Below are 17,976 nucleotides of genomic sequence, written 5' to 3'. Positions count from 1 at the left end.
GGCGGCGTCATCGACGCTGTAGCTCCACGACACGCTGCCATCGGCGGCTCCGGCCTTCTCGCTGACCGAGGCGGTCAAGCTGCCGAGGTTGCCCTCGGTGGACGCGATCGAGACAGTGTGGCCGTCAGTCAGATCGACATCATTAAAGGCAATCGTCCCAGAACTGGCCAGTCCGCCATTTTCGGTCACCGCGCCGGACAAGTTGGCAGCGGAAATGGTCGGACCGTCATTGCTGCCGACGATGGTGATCGTGACGGTAGCTTGGGAGGTGCCGCCACGTCCGTCGTCGATTTGATAGGTAAATGTTTCGGTCGCCGTCTCACCCTTCGCCAGATATTGGAATGCATTGCCGGGATCGTAGGTCATCGTCCCGTCGGCATTCTTGACCAAGGTTCCCTTAAGTTGGGAACCGTCGAAGGATGATAGGCTCAAGGAATCGCCATTAGCATCGAAGTCATTGGCCAGCAGGCTTGTCGTGGCGATGGTGAGCTTGCCGTCTTCGCCAATGGTCAGGGCATCATCAACTGCCACCGGCGGAGTATTAACCGGCACAGCGGCTCCAAGTGGAGCGGCGCCGCCAGCGGCAGCGTCAGTTGCATTGTCGGGCGCCGCTTGGGGCGCATCGGTGGTCACCCTGGGGGTGGAATTCGAGGTGGTGTTGGCGGGCTGAATGGAAAAGCCGCTGCCGTCTCCGGTATTCGCATCACTGCTCTGTGACTGAGGCGCGGAGTTGTCAGTGCCGGCAGCCGTCTGAAAATTCGAGAGCGCGTTGATGTCGTATTGCTTGAGCGCCTCGAGCGTGTCGATGACGCTGGCCGTCTCGGGTTGATCACCGACGGTCAGCGACGCGCTCTTATCGGCGACCATGCTTGCCATCTGCTTCAGGACGATTGGCTGACCGTCACCGATGGCCATGGCGACGTCGTTGCCTTGCACCGCAATCAGAACAGACGCCGGATCCACTCCGACGACTGTGATCTTTTCACCTGGCTTGACCTGAAGTTCCTTGCCGCTTTCGACCTGAACTTCACGAACCTGATTTTGCTTGTCGGTGATGCGAACGACGACGGCCATGGCTGATCCCCAGGTGAAGTTTGACTGCTCGCCAAAATCACCCGCCATGGCAACGGTGAGAATACCTCAAACGGGTAAAATCGTTCGTGCCCAGCAAAAATGTTGGGTGAAACATCAACTATTTCATAGGCATCACCCATTTGGGGGATGCGCCAGATTCTGGCTGAAGCAATAAAAGGCCGTGGCAGCCATTTTCGCTAAATTCGGGAGTCGGGAATGAGTTTTGGTATGACGCGTCGCGCCAGAATCTTCACTGTGGGATTGATTTCTACTTTGACGGTCGGCCTCTCGGCACATGCCATGACCCTCGAGGAGGCCATTCGGACGGCGGTTGATGCCCACCCCCGAGTCCAGGGCGCGGCGGCGGGAATGAAGGCGGCCGAGGCCGACGTGGATATCGAGCGCGCTACCTTCTTCCCAACTCTCGATGTTAGAAGTTCTACAGGCTACGAGAACGTCAACAACAGCACGACACGGACGCGTGGGGCTCGGACCAATGGCAGCGTCGATCCGAATGTCACGACTATCCATAAGGAAGGCGTCATAACCGCCCAGCAAATGCTTTTTGACGGTCTTGATACTTGGTCGAGGACCGATGCCGCGCAAAAACGGGTCTCAGCTGCCGAATTTCAACTGGCTGACGCCAAGGAAGCAATCGGGCTAAAAGCAGCGCAAGCCTATCTTGAGGTTATCCGGGCAATCGAGACCGTACGCTTGTCCGAGGAAAACATTCGCCATCACGAGAAGGTCTCCGAGGATCTCAAGGGCAAGGCCGCGAGCGGAGCCGCTACCTCCGCCGACGTGCGGCAGGCTCAGAACCGCCTCTTCACCGCCAAATCCCGCACGGTCCAGGCGCGAGGAAGCGTGCGAGACGCCAACGCCCGCTTTATCGAGGCCGTCGGCACCCCGCCTGACCGGCTTTCCGACCCGGTAGATTTGCAATCCAGTGTCTCGGACAGCGCCGATGAAGTGATCCAAGCCGCCGTGGCCGCCAATCCAACGCTTTTGTCGGCCAAGCGCACGTTTGAATCCCGTGACGGCGACCTCGATGCCGCGCGATCCAGCTATTTGCCCACTCTCAGCCTTGAACTGAGTGGAATCAGGCGCCAAGACGTGTCCGGTATCAAGGGACCAGACACAGAAGCGACCGCTCTTGTGGTCATGCGCTATAATCTCTATCGCGGCGGACGCGATGACGCTCGCGTCTCAAAAGCGCTTGAGCTGAAAGCTCAATCCAGGGAACGGGAGTCCGAAGTCCGTCGCCAAGTCGAGCAACAGGTGAGAACGGACTTCAGCGCTTATCAGGTTGTTCGGGAGAATGCGCCGATCTTCCGCGAAAAAGTCGCGGCCGCATCGGCCGTGCTCGACGCTTATCAACAGCAATTCGACCTTGGGCGCCGGAGCCTTCTGGATCTCCTCGACGCCGAGGATGATCTGTATCAGGCAAAGGTCAGCTTGTTGAATGCGGAACTGGGCACGCTGGATGCCCAGTATCGCTTGCTGGCGGATTCCGGGGCCCTCCTTTCATCCCTAACTACGCCGCCCCAGGCCGAAATGCGCTAGGCACAGGCAGATTCGCTAATTGGAAGGGGGCGAGAAATGATTGCAACTTCCAATGCCGACAGCACCGTAGCCGAAGCCCCCAAGCCGCCGAAACTGGATGAGCGCTGGCTGTCGCTTTCCCAGTACGAACGCGATGACCCACTCCTTGAGTGCCTTGCCTTTCTGACACGGCACCACGGTCGGCCGAAGTCACCGGAAGTTCTGACCGCAGGCCTCCCCATGACCGGACCACGGATCGGCCCCGACCTTTTCATTCGGGCTGCTGAGCGAGTGGGGCTCCATGCAAGAATCGTCAAGCGCACTCTGGATGAACTTCCAGATCTGATATTGCCTGCCGTCCTCGTCATGTCAGATGAAAGCGCCGGTGTCCTCGTGTCTCGCTCAAATGTTGGCCAGTTGGAGGTGTTTTGGCCGACCGTCGGAGGCGTTGAACCAATTGGGGCTGAAGAATTAGCGCCAAACTACTCCGGCTTCGCGATCTTGGTCAGACCCGTCCACGATTATCATGCGCCTTCGGCCTCCACCGTTTTTGAAGCCGTAGAAGGAAAGGATTGGTTCTGGAAATCAATTTTCCTAAGCAGAAGCATCTATTTCCAAGTCTGCCTAGCGGCGGTTGTCATCAATTTATTTGCACTGGCTGTCCCGATATTTTCGATGGCGCTTTACGACCGGATCATACCGAATGGCGCCTACGACACCCTTTGGGTCCTATCCAGTGGCGTGGGCATTGTTTTGATATTTGACTTCATAATCAAGACGTTGCGTGGGTATCTGATCGAGGTTGCCGGCAAACGGGCTGACGTGACCTTGGCCTGCCGATTGTTTGACCAAGTTCTCAATATCAAGATGGTAGCACGCCCTCCATCCGCAGGCGGCTTTGCCGGAACCCTCCGCGAATTCGAGACGTTGCGCGAGTTCTTCACCTCGGCCACTCTGACCACCATCATCGACCTGCCTTTCATCTTCTTGTTCATCGCAGTCATCGGTTTTGTTAGCGGCCCGGTCGCGCTCGTTCTGGTCGCCGTCATTCCGTTGATCCTGGGATATGGCCTGCTCATTCAGATCCCCCTGAACGCGATCATCCGACGTCATTTTCAAGAAGGACAAGATAAGCACGGCATCCTTGTCGAAACCATCAATGGGCTCGAGACCATCAAGGGTGTCGGGGCCGACGGCCGCATGCGCAATCTGTGGGAGGCCTATGTGGGCCGGTCGGCCCGATCCAGCGAAAAAGCCAGGGCCATGTCGATGTCGGCGGTTAATTTCGCCGGCTTTCTGCAACAGGCGGCCACCGTCGGGGTGATGATCTACGGCGTTCATCTCGTATTGACCGGTCAACTGACCATGGGTGGCTTGATCGCCTGCACGACCTTATCAGGTCGGGCCATCGCCCCTCTGGGGCAATTCGCCCAATTGCTGGCGCGGCTCAATCAGTCGCTGACTTCTTTGAAGGCGCTCAATAAGCTTATGGATGCCCCCACCGAACGGTCTCCGACCCAAACCTTTCTTCATCGCCCAAGGCTGTCCGGCCGGATCACCTTCGACCAGGTCAGCTTCGCCTATCCCGAGCGGAACAATGATGCCCTTAAGGATGTGAGGCTCACCATAAAGGCCGGAGAAAAAGTCGCCTTCATCGGCAAGGTCGGGTCTGGCAAGAGCACAATCGCCAAACTGATCCTAGGTCTTTACGAGCCGACGCAAGGCGCCGTCTTGGCCGACGATACGGATTTGCGACAGATCGATCCGGTGGATTTGCGACGAAATATCGGTTACGTCGCCCAAGATCCCTTCCTTTTTCGCGGAACCGTGCGGGACAATATCAGCGCCGCCATGCCCTTCGCAGATGATTCGTGGGTCATGCATGCAGCAGAACTGGCCGGTGTCGACGAATTTGTCCATCAGACCTCATCGGGGTACGACCTGTCTGTTGGTGAACGCGGCGAAGGCCTGTCTGGAGGCCAGCGCCAACTGGTGACCATCGCCAGGGCCATCTTGCGTGACCCTCCGATTTTTGTGTTCGACGAACCCACCAGCGCCATGGATGCCAGGTCGGAAGACGCCTTGGTTGCGAGGCTGCGGCCTTCCATCGCTGGCAAGACAATCATCCTCATTACCCATCGGGGATCCTTGCTGAGTCTGGTCGATCGTATCGTGGTGCTTGACGGCGGGCGGGTGGTTGCTGATGGACCGCGGGCATCCGTGCTTGATGCTCTAGCGGCCGGCCGCATCAGCACGGCAAAGCATAGCTGAGGGGGATGGCATGCAGCCTCAAACCGCTCACCCAAAATTGACCACGCCGTTTAGTAAGTTCACCCAAGTGTTCGAGCGCTTTCGGTCTCAAGCAGAGGACATGGCCCACCGGAGCCATGTCCGTCGCGGCAACAGAGATTTCATGAGTGAGCTCAACGCAGCCGTGACCTTGGCGCCGCGTTTATCGGCCAGCATTCTGCTGTTCGCCGTCCTCGGTTCCGTTTTCGCTCTGTTGCTCTGGGCGGGCTTGGCGCATGTGGAACGGGTGGCCTCTGGCCAGGGACGGGTCATTCCATCCAGCCAAGTCCAGATGGTGCAAAGCCTAGAGGGTGGCATCGTCGCGGAGATCCTGACCCAGGAAGGCCAAAGCGTCCACAAGGGCCAGGTGCTCCTGGTTATCGACGACACTCAGGCTCTTTCCAAATACAAAGAGGACAGGGCTAAATATCTAAGCCTCCTTGCAGCGAGCGCACGCTTGGAAGCGGAAGTCGAAGGCCGAAATCAGGCTAATTTCCCAAGCGAATTGATCGTAGAAGCACCCCAGTTGGTTACCTCCGAGCGCGAATTGCTGCGCGCTCATGTGGACAGTGTCACGTCTAGCGTCGCGATCCTCAACAGTCAGATCGACCAGAAGCAGCAGGAGGTTCGGGAGTTGGAGGCCCGCATCTCTCAGCTGGAGCAAAGCCGAAGGCTTGCGGCGGAAGAGGCCCATATTCTCGAACCTCTGGTGGAGAAAGGCGTCTCGTCTCGAATGGAGTTGATTCAACTCAAGCGCCAGATCAATGACATTGAAGGAACCCTGGCCGGCTCTCGCCAAGGCATCGTGCGCGCCCGTTCGGCCGTCGAGGAAGCCCGTCAAAGGCTGGATGAGCGCCGCACCGATCTCAGATCGGAATCGCAGGGACAACTGAGCGACGTTCGAAACAATTTGGCGGCGCTTTCAGAAGCCCTCAAGTCAACCCATGACCGCCTGCGCAGAACCGAAATGCGCTCTCCCGTCGAGGGAACAGTCAAGCAGGTCTACGTCACCACCGTCGGCGGCGTAATCAAACCCGGCCAGGATGTCATAGCCATCGTTCCACGAGAAGACAGCCTCCTCGTTGAGGCCAAGATCAAGCCGAACGACATCGCTTTTATTCATCCCGGACAACCGGCCAAGGTAAGAGTGACCGCCTACGACTACGCGGTCTATGGCGCGCTGGAAGCCAAATTGGAACATATCAGCGCGGATTCGATCATCGACGAAAAGGGCGAAAGCTATTTCAAGGTCAATCTTCGGACGGAAGGTGCGCTGACCCGTGCCGGCGAGCCGCTGCCCATTATACCAGGCATGACCGCTGAAGTTGATGTGGTGGTCGGAAAGCGGACTGTTCTTGAATATCTGCTCAAGCCCATATTCAGGGCGCAGGAAAAGGCGATGCGGGAACGGTGATCCCTTTTTTCAGTTCGATGACACGGCAAGGCTGGCCGGGCCGGTCAGAACCATATTGACCAGATCGGTTTGGCGCCGAGCGCCGGTTTTTGAAAACACGGATTTCAACTGTGCCCGTATGGTGTGGATGCTCACCCGGCTTTGCTTCGCCAAATCATCCAACCGGCGCCCTTCCAGTAAGCCCTGGACCAACTGAGCCTCGGCAGCCGACAAGCCGTATAGTTCGCGAATGGCAGAAGAAAGCTGAGGGATACGTTGATTGCCGTCGGCGATGAACACCACCGTGGCTCCAAGTCCCCGGTTGCGAAGAGGCGTGATGAACAGCCTGACAGCACGTTCGCCGTCATCAACCAATTGAATAACTTTCTGCGCTTTTCCCTTTGTCTCATGGCTTGCGGCTTCGATCGCTTCAGCCAGCATTTTGTCCATGGCCCTTACCTTGGCCCGGCAGCGCCCGAATTCATCAATGAAGAGATCCGGCCATTGATCCAAATAGGTCTGCGCATTTCGGTTTGCCACCAACAGCCGACTTGAGGTGTCGAGTACAAGTGTACCGACTGGAAGACGATCAAGCACGTCTCCCAGTATCTCGACCCTTAGGCGCGCTTCGGCCACATGCCGTCCAAACGATGCGGCTGCATCGAAATAAGTCGACAGGCCTTCCATGAAGGCGATCTCGTCCGGATGAGTCGGTCCGTAGGGCCTCGTGACCAACAACGTTGCCTTACCCCCTGGGTCGGCACTGTGATCCAGCAATTCTTCCGGAGGCATGACGGGACGGATGAAGTGTCCGGATTGCCCAACAGCCAAATCGACCTGCCGGAAGGGAAGAGAAATGGTTATGCGAAGAATCTGGGCTTTTTCCGGATTGATTTGCTCCAGGAGACTGCCTTCAACATGCTCCATGTTCGTGTGTTGAGACAGTATAGCAATTCTTTTTTTATCTATCGATGGAAGCCAAAGCACTGCCGTTGATTTATTAAAGTGAAGCTCAAACTCAGCAAGCAAAATCCTCCAGCTACCGATATTGGTAGCGCATTCATAAATCAATGAAATAATTCGATCTCGTGAAGCCTGTGCGTCCATGTTCCCCCCATGGCTACAGGTATTTTGGATGGATCGATTGCGCCATACATCCCCCAGATGGGTGATGGGCAGCATTATTCTCCCCACTATGGTGTCGGCTTAGTCCTTAGGGGCCCGCTCGCAAGGCATCATGACTTTCTGCATTGGAGGCGTGGAAACGCCATGAGCGTACAAGGCAGGCCCACTGAGAATACGACGGACGAGTTCGACCTGGCTCGGCACACCCACTTTGGCGAATATCCGCTTCATATGCGTTCTCACTGTGTTGACGGATACATCAAGGGCCAGCGCAATATCCTTGGGTGCCCCTTGGTTTCCCACTAGATATGCGGCAAGCCTGCTTTCAGCTGCAGTCAGGCCGTATAGTTTGCACAAGAGATCTTCGCTGATGGGGACCGTCGGGCCTTCCTTGAAGAGCAAAGCGAGAATCAAATTTTCTCCCCCCTCTTCAATATCATGAAAGATTGCCTTGAGCGGTGGGTCATCAAGAAGATCGAGAACGTAATTCAGTTGCCGTGATCGGGTAACAGCTCTATTTGCCGATGCCTTGACCAGCGCGTCGATGACACATTTTCCAGCAAGGCATTCCCCGTGGCCATGTATACATTCGGAAAGCATGGCTGTGGCCGCTGAATTCGTATGACGAATGCTCCCATCTGCGCGCAGAATGAGGGCGGCGGTCGGGATCAAATCGACGATCGAAAATTGGGCATCCATCAGAGGGTGATTTCAACGATTCGAGGGCAACCGCATAGGCTTTGGCCATAATGCTGGCTAACACAAAGCAAACTGCCACCCTGATCCATCAGCGACCGCCCAAGGGCCGACAATTCTCCGCCTCCTGCATCCAGATTGGAAAGCGACAGGACACCTTCGCCCAACTGAACCTGTCCTTCTGCAGCGTGGCTGATGATATGGATGGCGTCGAACCCGTCGCGCCCAGCCAGGGCGGACGTCCTCTGGCTCAGCCCATCCTGGCCAGGATCCAGGATATGAACCTCGACATTGCAGCGCAATCCATCGGTCAGTGCCTGGAAGTCGGCGATATTGGCATCAATAAAAGCGATTTCGTGCGGGGCGGGGGCGGCAATTTCGGTGGGTACCGGAGTAGCGTCGGCGGGTTGCAGCGCCTCGCTGGCGGTGATATCGGCAGCGCCATCGAACATCATGCATGGCCTAAGCGCAAAGACGTTCAACTTCTTCCGCATTTTCGTTTGCGCTAGAGCACCCATGGCACGCTCAACATCAATGGTGAGCCAACAGTACCATAGGTGGGGGCTAATCTCATCCTAGATTTGCTACCATTTGTAATAATTTGCTCGATGTTTCTTCATAAACAGAAAGGGTTTGGCCATGCGAGTGCTTCCTTGGGGGGCACTGTTCTGACGACAACATCGGCATTTGGTATGGCGCGTCAATCTGGGTGATGATTGTCAGTCGCGGTGAATAGATGATTGACGCTGTGCGACATCAAATCGAGTTATATTTAGTCTCATCTTGATTGACGCGGCGCGACAATCAAGGCGATGTTTTGATTGTCGCGCGACTTGCCGGGCGCACCGGCCCTCGCTTTCGTTCGAGGGCTTCTCTGCGTCGATAACTTTCGACGTTCATTTCGAGAATGGTGGCGTGGTGGGCCAGGCGACCGACGGCGGCCAGCGTCATGGCCTAGTCGGGCCTAGTCGGGAAAGACCTTGTTCCATTCGCCGAAGCGCTGGTTGGCGGTGACCAGCAGGGATTGGCAATCGTAGCGAGCGCCGATCAAGTCGAACAGTACGCTAGTCTCGGCCTGATCCTTGGTGACATAGGCGAGATCGTCGCAGATCAGCAGATGATATTTGTCGAGTTTGGTGAGGGCGGCTTCGAGGTCGAGGTTGCGTCTGGCCAGTTGGAGCTTCTGGACGAGATCGGTGGTGCGGGTATGTGCGTCGCCTCCAACCCAAGGGCAAGAAGCGCCCCGGCGCATGGAAACGCGGCAATCGCTATCAAGTTCTCATGATTGGACCCAGCCAGCCCCTGCCTTCGCCAAAGGAACAGGCTGAGGAAATACTCGCGTCAACGCGCCAGCCGCCGGAATGAAACGCACCTGACTGATTAATGCTCCTCTTCGCTCCATATAGATTGGCGGCTGCACTGCGCTCACGCGGCTGTTCATGACCCGAAACCGTCGAACGACATGGAGGGTCAGGTCATGCAGCTCTTGCTTCTCTCTGTGTGGTTGAAGATCATGCGGGCATATAATATACCTGTTTGCGTATGGGTGAGGCGCTGAATGAGCAACCATGACCTCGGCTTGGTCATATCCCAAGCAGTGAAAGACGCTGAGAGCGATGGCCTCGACGCCCTGGGGCAGAGACAACGCGCCGTGGACGCAGTTAGGACGGTGCGGCCAGATATTCCCGAAAGCGAGGCGGCGACGCTGGTGGATATCCGTGGTTGGACAGGCCGTCCGTCCGGAAAAAGTTTGGCCAAATAGCATTAGACCAAAGGTCTACGTTTTCTATAGGGACGGGGGGGCAGGTAAATGCGCTTTCTAGCTGGCATTAGAATCTCGATGAAGGTTCTTCTTTCGTTTCTTTTTCCGGTAATTTTGATAGTAAGCTTGGCGGCGACACTGATAACCGAGAAAGCGCACGTCGTCTCCGAGACTTCCGCATTGGCCCGCATCGCCCCCCTGACTGCCAACATCAGTGCTGTCGTCCACGAAGTGCAGAAGGAACGCGGAGCTACCGCCGTCTTCATCGGCAGCAAAGGAACCAAGTTCCGCGACGAGATGCTGGCCCAGCGCAAGCTGACCGATGAAGCCCGACAGCGCCTTGAAGCCTCAGTGCACAGCATGGACCTGTCTGAGTTGGGCGCCAGTTTTCCTCCGACGGTTGACTCCGCCCGCAAGCAGCTGTTGGCTTTGATTTCCTCGCGCTCGGATGTTGATTCCCTGAGCATCGACAGCAAAACCTCTATCACCAACTTCACCAAAACCATCCGCCTGCAACTGGACGTGGTCGACCATATTGCCGTGCTGTCCAACGACGCCAGCGTCGGCCGCATGGTCGCAGCCTATCTTAAACTGATGGAGGGCAAGGAGAAGGCCGGGCAGGAACGGGCCATCGGCGCTGGTGCCTTCGCCGCTGGCAAGTTCGATGCGGAAACCCTCCGCCGCTATGTGACGGTCATCGCCGAACAGGGCGTTTTCTTCAACGAATTCCTAGCCCATGCCAGCCCATCGCAGGCGGAATTTTTCCGCAGCACCCTGAACGATGACGCCACCCGCACTGTCGAGCGGATGCGCAAAGTCGGTATCGACAGCGTTACCACCGGTACCGTCGAGGATGTGACGGGTCCGGCCTGGTTCGCTTCCGCCACGGCACGGATAAATCTGTTGAAGAAGGTCGAGGATCGTATGGCCAACGACGTCCTGGCCCAGTCCGCCACGGTCGAGGCGGGCGCCAGGGCAATTCTGTGGACCACGACCATCGCCGTCTTGGCGGGTCTGACCTTGGCCGGTGCGGTGGCCGTGACTGTAGTGCGGCAGATGACTTCGGCCATCGGTTCAATGGTCACTATCATGGAACGGCTGGCGGTCAGCGACTTCGATGTCACCGTCGTAGGCACCGAGCGTGGTGACGAGATGGGCGGCATGGCACGCTCTGTCCAAGTCTTCAAGGACGAGATGATGCGCGGACGCGAACTCTCAGAACGGCAATTGGCAGAGGCCCGAAACCGTGAACAACGGGCCGCCACCATTGAGGCTCTGGTCACCCGTTTCCAGAGTTCCGCTCTTGCGATGGTCCAGTCGGTCTCCAGTGCTGCCAGCCAACTTCAGGGCACCGCCTCCTCCATGAGTCACTCGGCCAACGACACCAATCAGCGCGCCTGCGTGGTCGCCTCGGCGACGGAGTTGGCCTCGGCCAACGTTCAGACAGTCGCCTCTGCCGCAGAGGAGCTGACCAGTTCGATCCAAGAGATCGGTCGCCAAGTCCAGCGTTCCTCAGAAATTTCCGGCAACGCAGTTGTGGAAGCAGGTGAAGCCCAAGATACCGTCGCCGGTCTGGCCACCATGGTCAGCAAGATCGGCGACGTCGTGGTCCTGATCAACGACATTGCCGCTCAGACTAACCTGCTGGCCTTGAACGCCACGATTGAAGCCGCCCGCGCCGGCGAGGCGGGAAAGGGCTTCGCCGTCGTCGCCAACGAGGTCAAGCATCTTGCCAACCAGACTGGCAAAGCTACCGATGAGATTGCCCAGCAGATCGCCGCTGTGCAACAGCAGACCAACAAGGTCGTGCAGGTCATCGGCGGAATTGTCGGGATCATCCGTGAAGTCGGCGAGATCACCTCGGGCATTGCCGCTGCTGTTGAGGAACAAAGCGCAGCCACTCAGGAAATCGCCCGCAGCGTCGAGCAGGCGGCTTCTGGAACCACCGAGGTTTCCGCCAATGTCGGCGGCGTTCAGGAAGCCGCCGAAAAGACTGGCTCTGCCGCCGACCAAGTGCTTGAGGCCTCCAAGTGCATGGGCGACGAGGCGGTCAGGCTTCGCTCGACCATCGACGGTTTCCTGGGAGAGATTAGGGCCTGCTGACCCGTCTTTCCTGCCGCCAGCGAGCGGCGGAATTGGCAAACGGGGCCGCAGAAATCCTTCTCCCTGAGCGGCCTGCAGTCGGTGGTGCGGCGCTCAGATGCAGCGCCGGGGCCATTCAGCCGCGCCACACGCCAAAAAGCATATGGCATTGGGCATGTTATATACACCTTTCTGGTTGCAATTCATGCCGATAGACGACAAGAATGTTCGCAGATGAAACGTTCTTCTTTGCTGCACTCGGTGCTGTACAGATCGGGGCGACCGCACCAAACCCTCCCGGTTCGGTAGTCTGCATCGATTTTGACCTAATAGGTCATGTCCGCATTGGCTGCAGCAGGGTGGCGATGCTTTAATTTGCATCGCCACCGCTGATTTGCACCTTAATGGCTGATGTGGGGTGGGGGATGAAACGCAATATAATTGCAGCGATGGTCCTGTTTGGATTTTGGAATTCAGCTTTCGCCCAGGTATCTTCATCTAGTGGAGGGCCAGCAACAGACGTCTACCGTCCAAGCTTGGACTCGCTCCCCAGACCCACTGCAAGCACCATAACCGGATCACAGATGCGTCCCTCCGAATTGGGGGCCGCGAGCCAAATCTTCTATGAGCGATGTGCTGGGTGTCATGGCGTTCTGCGTCAGGGGGCGACAGGACGCGCCCTACCCGCTGAAACGATGTCTGCCCTTGGTGAAGATGAAGTGGTGCGCCGCATAACCCATGGTGGCGATACAGGGATGCCCAGTTGGGGGGCGTCTGAGATTCTTTCGCAGAACGAGATCAAGTTGATGGCACGCTACTTGATGGTGCCCCCAAGCTCTCCTCCGGAGTTTGGACTGAGTAGCATGCGGGAATCTTGGCGAAATGTGGTGCCTATGGCCAACAGGCCAATCAAGAAGATGAACGACCTCGACCTAGACAACATGTTCGCTGTCGTTCTACGTGATATCGATCAGGTCGCACTCATTGACGGCAATTCCAAGAAAGTCGTAGCAACCATTCCCACTGGACATGCCGTTCACGTTGTGCGGCCCTCTCTGTCCCGCCGTTATCTGCACATCATATCTCGTGACGGCAAGGCATCGCTGGTTGACCTTTGGTCCCAGGCGCCTCAACTGGTTGCCGAAATCAAGATTGGCTATGAAGCCAGAGCCGTTGAGCCCAGTAAGTTTAAAGGATACGAAGATCGCTACGTTGCCGTTGGCGCGTATTGGCCTCCGCAATTTACAATACTTGATGGTAATACCTACGAACCACTCAACGTTATCTCGACGAGAGGCATGATTGCGGGCAGCGGGGACTACCATCCGGAGGCTCGCGTTGCTTCAATTATAGCCTCGTACGAGCGGCCGGAGTTTCTTGTGAATGTTAAAGAAACCGGGCAGGCTCTCCTGGTTGACTACACCGACGTTGTCAATCCGACAATCAAATCGCTGAAGGCCGAGCGCTTTCTTCACGACGGCGGCCTGGATTCGACGCGACGTTACGCATTGATCGCCGCCAACGCCGAGGACAAGGTGGTGGTGGTCGATACCAAGGAACGACGCGTGGCGGCTGTCGTTGAAAAAGGAATTGGGATTCGACCTCATCCGGGTCGCGGAGCCAACATCAATCATCCTCAGTTTGGTCCTGCATGGGTTACCGGCCACCTTGGAGATTCGACCATAGCAATCATTGGCACAGACCCTGACAAGCACCCTAAGAATGCCTGGAAGGTCGTGCAGAATCTCAAGGGGCTGGGAAATGGCTCCCTATTCTCGACAACACATCCGAAGTCGCACCACCTGTGGGTTGACGCCCCAATGAATCCCTCCCCGAATATTGCGGGTTCAGTAGCTGTGTTTGATGTGAACCATCTCGACAAACCAGCCAAAATCCTTCCCGTGGCCAATCTAGCGGGAATCAATGACAACTCCGCAAAGGTTGTACATGCAGCATATGATCGTAGCGGGCAGGAGGTTTGGCTGTCCGTATGGAACCGGGTAGACCGGCAGTCAGCAATTGTGGTTCTCGATGACGAAACCATGAAGGTAAAGACCATCATTGCTGATGATAGAATCAAGACACCAACTGGGAAGTTCAACATCTTTAACACGGGCCAGGATATATATTAGTCACCACTGATGGGGCGTTGCGCCAAACTAGGAGAAGTTGTCGGCCTCCGCCCCCGTTAGCCTCAAATAGACAAACCTGACCCAGCACCGTCATTCGAAAACACAGCGGAGTGGCGTTCGATCACGTTCATGTCCCAGTCCGGCGGGGCTAACCAGGTGCAATGGATTGAATATTATCTCGACTGGAGCCAGCCTTGAACTTTGTCACAGATCAGGGTTTTACGGCATGAACTCAAGCCGCTTGTGATAAGAGCGCAGCTCTAAATGGCGCCTGATTACCAGAAAGAACAAATGCACTCTCATTTGGAACATGTGACATGTTTGGAAGTTGTGAACTCTTGCCGTAATTAGGGCAAAAACACTGTTTGGCAATCGTCCTTTGGGGAGGGTATTGTGAATCAGTCGGAAAATCACGATACTTTGCAGTTGCTGCCTTATGAGAGGCGTCAACTTGCATCTGATTTCTTGAGCCGTGGGCAGCTGCGCTCGTTTATCTCGCGGGAAGAGCTTTCATCAAAGGGGGGCATTTATCCTTTGGTCATTATGCTTCTGCGGGGGGATGTCCGAGCCTACTTGCCTAGCCACTCAAGTAATCGACGCCCAAACATTATACTGTATCAATTCTATCCAGGGGATATTTTAACGCTCGGAGCAGTGGAGAATGAGCCTGAAATATTCTCGACGATTTCTCACTCGAATGGCCTAGCGGTTATTGTGGCATCCAATGTAATTATGCGCAGCTATGCGTTATCATCAGCCCTGAAGAACCAATATAAGCTGCATTCAATTGCCGTATCCAGGAGGCTCATGGACGTCGCCGGAAAAACAATAATGCCAAGCCTCGCAAGGTACATTATTGAGATGGCAGATGATAATGGCGTGGCCAGGATAGCACCAAAGGGAGATCTTGCTCATAAATTTGACGTTACGCGTGAATGCATATCGCGGTCATTCTTAAGATTGAAAGACAGCTCAGTAGTAACCGAGATTAAGCGCGGAACATTGAACATAAACTCATTCGTTGCACTAGAAAGTATTGCATCTGGATGCTCTGTTGTGGATGCAGGCATCAATGTAGATAATAATTGCAATTCTATTGCTTTTGAGCATGGCGACACCCGGGCGATAGGCGTTTCCTCAGAGTCCGATCGTCCAGCTATTCTAGTCCCTCCTATCCCTAATGACGGCGACGAAGGGCAATGGGGCCTGAGTAGCCCAAAACCTAAACGACCACGGTCTTGACAATATCCTCGGCGCTTCCCTGTCCTACTCAGCACTTTCAGTGGCCGGAATTTGCACCCAATGGCATTGCAAAACCTTCGCCCTGAACCACAGGTGTTTGGGGTAAAACGGTCAGACACCTCGACGCGGCGATCCGGCTCAATGGTCCACTTCAGCTGTGCGTGTCGTTAAAATATTCCACCAATGCGGATCTATTGTGGCTTGGGGCGTCTTGCCGTGCCGGTTCCTACTTGGCCACTTGACCGCCCTCAATTTCATCTCGCTGCGTTTCGTGACCAAGTGGGCTGTCAAACCAAGTTCCCAGCCAAGGATACACATCTCCATGTCAAATCATCTTGCCGGAAAAGTTGCGGTCATCACGGGAGCCAGCAGCGGCATCGGTCGGTCCATCGCCGACAAATTCCTGGCCCAAGGCGCCAAAATCGCCGTTTTTGCCCGGAATGCCAAAGCCCTGGCCGAGATTGCCGTCGGCAACGAGGAGCGCGTCCTGGTCGTCACCGGTGACGTGACCAACGCTGCCGACCTGGAGCGTCTGGTCGCCGAGACCACCAAGAGGTTTGGCGGTGTCGATATCATCATCCCCAATGCCGGTATCGCCAAGGTTGTTCCGTTCGCTGACAGCGACGTTGCCGCGATCAATCACCAGTTCGATGTGAATTTCACCGGTGCTGTGCAGACCGTCCGCGGCTTCCTGCCACATATCCGCAAGGGTGGTTCGGTGCTGTTCGTCACCACCTTTCTGACCCAGGTAGGCTTCCCCGGGCTGGCGATATACAGCGCCAGCAAGGCGGCGTTGAAGTCATTCTCGCAGACTCTGGCGGCCGAGTTGGCCCCCCTGGGCATCCGGGTTAACTCAGTGGCACCCGGCCCGATCGGAACCCCGATCTGGGGCAGCATCGGCCTGCCCGCCGACGTCTTGCAGGCAGTCGCCACCCAGGTCACGGCCCGCCTGATGCCGGGTGCCTTCGGTGGGCCCGCCGATATCGCCGAGACCGCCGTTTTTCTGTGCTCGGACGCGGCCAAGAACATCTGGGGCCAGGAAATCGTGGTTGATGGCGGTTACACCATTGGCTGATCTGGACGATGGGGAGTGTCGGCCTGCGGCGCTCTCCACGGCGGTGGCGAGAGGCGCTTGGCGGTCGTGTAGCGGACGCGGTGGCAGAACTCCGTGCCGCCGCCCCCCACCTATCAGGAAAACGCCGATTACTTGAACCAGCAGGGAATCCCCACGCTTACCGGCAAATCCTGAACAGCGGTAAATTTGAAGCAATTCCTGAAGTCGTCTCGTTAGGATTGAGCTGGTTTCCTCAAGACCGTCTACTGCATCTGCATCTGCATCTGCATCTGCATCTGCATCTGCATCTGCATCTGCATCTGCATCTGCATCGGCTATCGCATGCGAAACCTCTATATAATTAACTATAATTTTCAATGTGTTGCAGGATCTATGGACATAATGTCCATAGATTCGGCGCATATGGACATAATGTCCATAGAACGCCTTAGATCGTTGAAAATATTGACCTATTAACCAGGTTGCCGCCCAAGAATTCCTGGGGAAGCTGGACGCTTCAACCTAGCCGATCTCGTTCACCGCGGCTGGTTGCTAAAAAAACCAAGCGCCCCTCCCGTCATGACCGCAAGCAACTTTGCGCCTAAATGCATGTCAGCATTTTGCCGTGTAAATTTAGTATAAAATATGCACAATAATATTAAATATACCATCGCACCAAATGTTAAGATGTGTGGCTGACGACAGCAATGGTGCGCCACATTTTAACATGTTGTGCAGTTTTCATAATCGCCAGCGTTTTGTTTTTCGCACTTTGTAACTACAATTTGTGCATGCTTTGTCACCATCGTTTTTCGGTTACAAAGTATGAAGGTTGACAATGAAAGCGAAGCGGGACGGGTAACATGAACGACGTGACAATGAAGGCGCGACTGGAAAAGGTCGTCGAGCGGGTGGAGACGGCGATGGTCGCTTGGCATAAGCATGACCCGGCAGAAAACTCGAAGGCGGTATACTTGGAGATTTTTAACCGGCTGCACAACTCGGCGGACGTTCGCGAGCAAGTGGAGTCTTACGGTCCAATGACCATTGAGCAGCGCCTGAGTTTCTCTGGCTGTACGAAAAAAACCTGGCAGCTGCGAAAGCTGGCGCTGCGCTATGTGAAGCGCCTAAAGATCAGTAAATGGGTTGTCATCCTCCAAGATGCCCTTGATCAAACAATATTGCCATCGACAGTCGCCGTGGATGAAACGACAAGGCCGGTGCCTTTGCAGTCTTTGGCAGACATCATTATTCGAAACCTCGGACATCTAGCAGAAATTGACCTAGCCACATATCCCGACGGAAATGACCGGCGCCCTAATGGTCGGAGGATCCGCAAATCTCACGGCAAGCGACCATCGCTTTCGAAGATTCCGAAGGGCGACTGGCTGGGAAAGTTTTGGGAAAGTCTCCCCGCACATTGGCCCTACAAAACCGCCGTCGCGGTCGTGATAACCGGCGCGGCGCGCGGAGCGGAGTGCCTGAAACCTGTGGCTCTGCGGTTGGCCTTAGAGGCTGACCGGAAATTAAGTTGAGTGATTTCAGTGCGTTGTGATTCTGTCTGGTTGCGAATCAAGACGGAGCC

At 55.9% G+C, this 17,976-nt stretch carries 14 protein-coding genes; 9 read left to right on the top strand and 5 right to left on the bottom strand.

The genetic code is table 11. The annotated features are described in order from the left end of the window. Positions 1–1,074, bottom strand: a 1,074-nt coding sequence (locus CU669_RS20210) for a cadherin-like domain-containing protein (protein ID WP_192884641.1), incomplete at its 3' end; no start/stop codon positions are given. A 216-nt stretch (positions 1,075–1,290) separates the two neighbouring features. Here CU669_RS20210 and CU669_RS20205 point away from each other — a divergent pair. Genes CU669_RS20205 through CU669_RS20195 form a run of 3 tightly spaced genes read left to right on the top strand, consistent with a single transcriptional unit; the run spans position 1,291 to position 6,319 of the window. Next, a complete protein-coding gene (locus CU669_RS20205) occupies positions 1,291–2,637 on the top strand; it encodes a TolC family outer membrane protein (protein ID WP_112147398.1) in 1,347 nt (448 codons plus the stop codon). 36 nt (positions 2,638–2,673) lie between these two features. Beyond that, entirely contained in the window at positions 2,674–4,887 is a 2,214-nt protein-coding gene (locus CU669_RS20200; RefSeq protein ID WP_112147397.1) for a type I secretion system permease/ATPase, read from the top strand. A 10-nt stretch (positions 4,888–4,897) separates the two neighbouring features. Continuing rightward, complete coding sequence (locus tag CU669_RS20195; RefSeq protein ID WP_112147396.1) at positions 4,898–6,319, top strand: HlyD family type I secretion periplasmic adaptor subunit; 1,422 nt, start codon at positions 4,898–4,900, stop codon at positions 6,317–6,319. A gap of 9 nt (positions 6,320–6,328) precedes the next feature. Here CU669_RS20195 and CU669_RS20190 read toward each other — a convergent pair whose 3' ends face one another. The 4 genes from CU669_RS20190 to CU669_RS22105 all read right to left on the bottom strand — a co-directional run bounded on the left by CU669_RS20190 (position 6,329) and on the right by CU669_RS22105 (position 9,371). Continuing rightward, on the bottom strand, positions 6,329–7,480 hold the full coding sequence (locus tag CU669_RS20190) for a helix-turn-helix transcriptional regulator (RefSeq protein WP_146747823.1): 1,152 nt from the start codon (positions 7,478–7,480) through the stop codon (positions 6,329–6,331). A 24-nt stretch (positions 7,481–7,504) separates the two neighbouring features. Further along, positions 7,505–8,122 (bottom strand): helix-turn-helix transcriptional regulator, encoded by a 618-nt coding sequence (locus CU669_RS20185; protein WP_112147394.1) that lies wholly within the window; start codon positions 8,120–8,122, stop codon positions 7,505–7,507. Then, entirely contained in the window at positions 8,122–8,574 is a 453-nt protein-coding gene (locus CU669_RS20180) for a DUF4347 domain-containing protein (RefSeq protein ID WP_161539748.1), read from the bottom strand. The genes CU669_RS20185 and CU669_RS20180 overlap by 1 nt, the downstream gene beginning before the upstream one ends. A 509-nt stretch (positions 8,575–9,083) precedes the next feature. Beyond that, entirely contained in the window at positions 9,084–9,371 is a 288-nt protein-coding gene (locus tag CU669_RS22105; RefSeq protein ID WP_275667828.1) for an ATP-binding protein, read from the bottom strand. A 306-nt stretch (positions 9,372–9,677) separates the two neighbouring features. On the opposite strand from CU669_RS22105, the gene CU669_RS20170 reads away from it, so the two are divergent. From CU669_RS20170 to CU669_RS20145, 6 genes are all read left to right on the top strand, one after another. Next, positions 9,678–9,881: a hypothetical protein gene (locus CU669_RS20170; RefSeq protein ID WP_112147392.1), complete on the top strand. Its 204-nt coding sequence runs from the start codon at positions 9,678–9,680 to the stop codon at positions 9,879–9,881. A 78-nt stretch (positions 9,882–9,959) separates the two neighbouring features. After that, positions 9,960–11,984, top strand: a complete 2,025-nt coding sequence (locus CU669_RS20165) for a methyl-accepting chemotaxis protein (RefSeq protein ID WP_239988814.1) — start codon at positions 9,960–9,962, stop codon at positions 11,982–11,984. Positions 11,985–12,367: 383 nt separating this feature from the next. Then, the gene (locus CU669_RS20160) at positions 12,368–14,095 is read left to right on the top strand and encodes a cytochrome D1 domain-containing protein (protein ID WP_407671618.1); all 1,728 of its coding nucleotides are present in this window, start codon (positions 12,368–12,370) and stop codon (positions 14,093–14,095) included. A 393-nt stretch (positions 14,096–14,488) separates the two neighbouring features. Continuing rightward, positions 14,489–15,337, top strand: coding sequence for a cyclic nucleotide-binding domain-containing protein (locus tag CU669_RS21245; RefSeq protein WP_146747822.1), 849 nt, complete (start codon positions 14,489–14,491; stop codon positions 15,335–15,337). A gap of 238 nt (positions 15,338–15,575) precedes the next feature. Next, on the top strand, positions 15,576–16,412 hold the full coding sequence (locus tag CU669_RS20155) for an SDR family NAD(P)-dependent oxidoreductase (RefSeq protein WP_239988813.1): 837 nt from the start codon (positions 15,576–15,578) through the stop codon (positions 16,410–16,412). Positions 16,413–17,254: 842 nt separating this feature from the next. Then, positions 17,255–17,926 carry a hypothetical protein gene (locus CU669_RS20145; protein WP_112147389.1) on the top strand — a complete coding sequence of 224 codons (672 nt, stop codon included), beginning with the start codon at positions 17,255–17,257 and terminating at the stop codon, positions 17,924–17,926. Positions 17,927–17,976: the final 50 nt, after the last annotated feature.

Source organism: Paramagnetospirillum kuznetsovii, from assembly GCF_003284725.1.
In the GTDB taxonomy this organism is placed as follows: Bacteria; Pseudomonadota; Alphaproteobacteria; order Rhodospirillales; family Magnetospirillaceae; genus Phaeospirillum; species Phaeospirillum kuznetsovii.
Note: the sequence above shows the minus strand (reverse complement) of the source record. Positions and strands in the feature narration are given on the sequence as shown.

Bases quoted from the DNA above. Each gene is read 5' to 3' on its own strand.
- CU669_RS20205 (WP_112147398.1), top strand. From the start codon at position 1,291: ATGAGTTTTGGTATGACGCGTCGCGCCAGAATCTTCACTGTGGGATTG.
- CU669_RS20200 (WP_112147397.1), top strand. From the start codon at position 2,674: ATGATTGCAACTTCCAATGCCGACAGCACCGTAGCCGAAGCCCCCAAG.
- CU669_RS20195 (WP_112147396.1), top strand. From the start codon at position 4,898: ATGCAGCCTCAAACCGCTCACCCAAAATTGACCACGCCGTTTAGTAAG.
- CU669_RS20190 (WP_146747823.1), bottom strand. From the start codon at position 7,480: ATGCTGCCCATCACCCATCTGGGGGATGTATGGCGCAATCGATCCATC.
- CU669_RS20185 (WP_112147394.1), bottom strand. From the start codon at position 8,122: ATGGATGCCCAATTTTCGATCGTCGATTTGATCCCGACCGCCGCCCTC.
- CU669_RS20180 (WP_161539748.1), bottom strand. From the start codon at position 8,574: ATGATGTTCGATGGCGCTGCCGATATCACCGCCAGCGAGGCGCTGCAA.
- CU669_RS22105 (WP_275667828.1), bottom strand. From the start codon at position 9,371: ATGCGCCGGGGCGCTTCTTGCCCTTGGGTTGGAGGCGACGCACATACC.
- CU669_RS20170 (WP_112147392.1), top strand. From the start codon at position 9,678: ATGAGCAACCATGACCTCGGCTTGGTCATATCCCAAGCAGTGAAAGAC.
- CU669_RS20165 (WP_239988814.1), top strand. From the start codon at position 9,960: ATGAAGGTTCTTCTTTCGTTTCTTTTTCCGGTAATTTTGATAGTAAGC.
- CU669_RS20160 (WP_407671618.1), top strand. From the start codon at position 12,368: ATGGCTGATGTGGGGTGGGGGATGAAACGCAATATAATTGCAGCGATG.
- CU669_RS20145 (WP_112147389.1), top strand. From the start codon at position 17,255: ATGAACGACGTGACAATGAAGGCGCGACTGGAAAAGGTCGTCGAGCGG.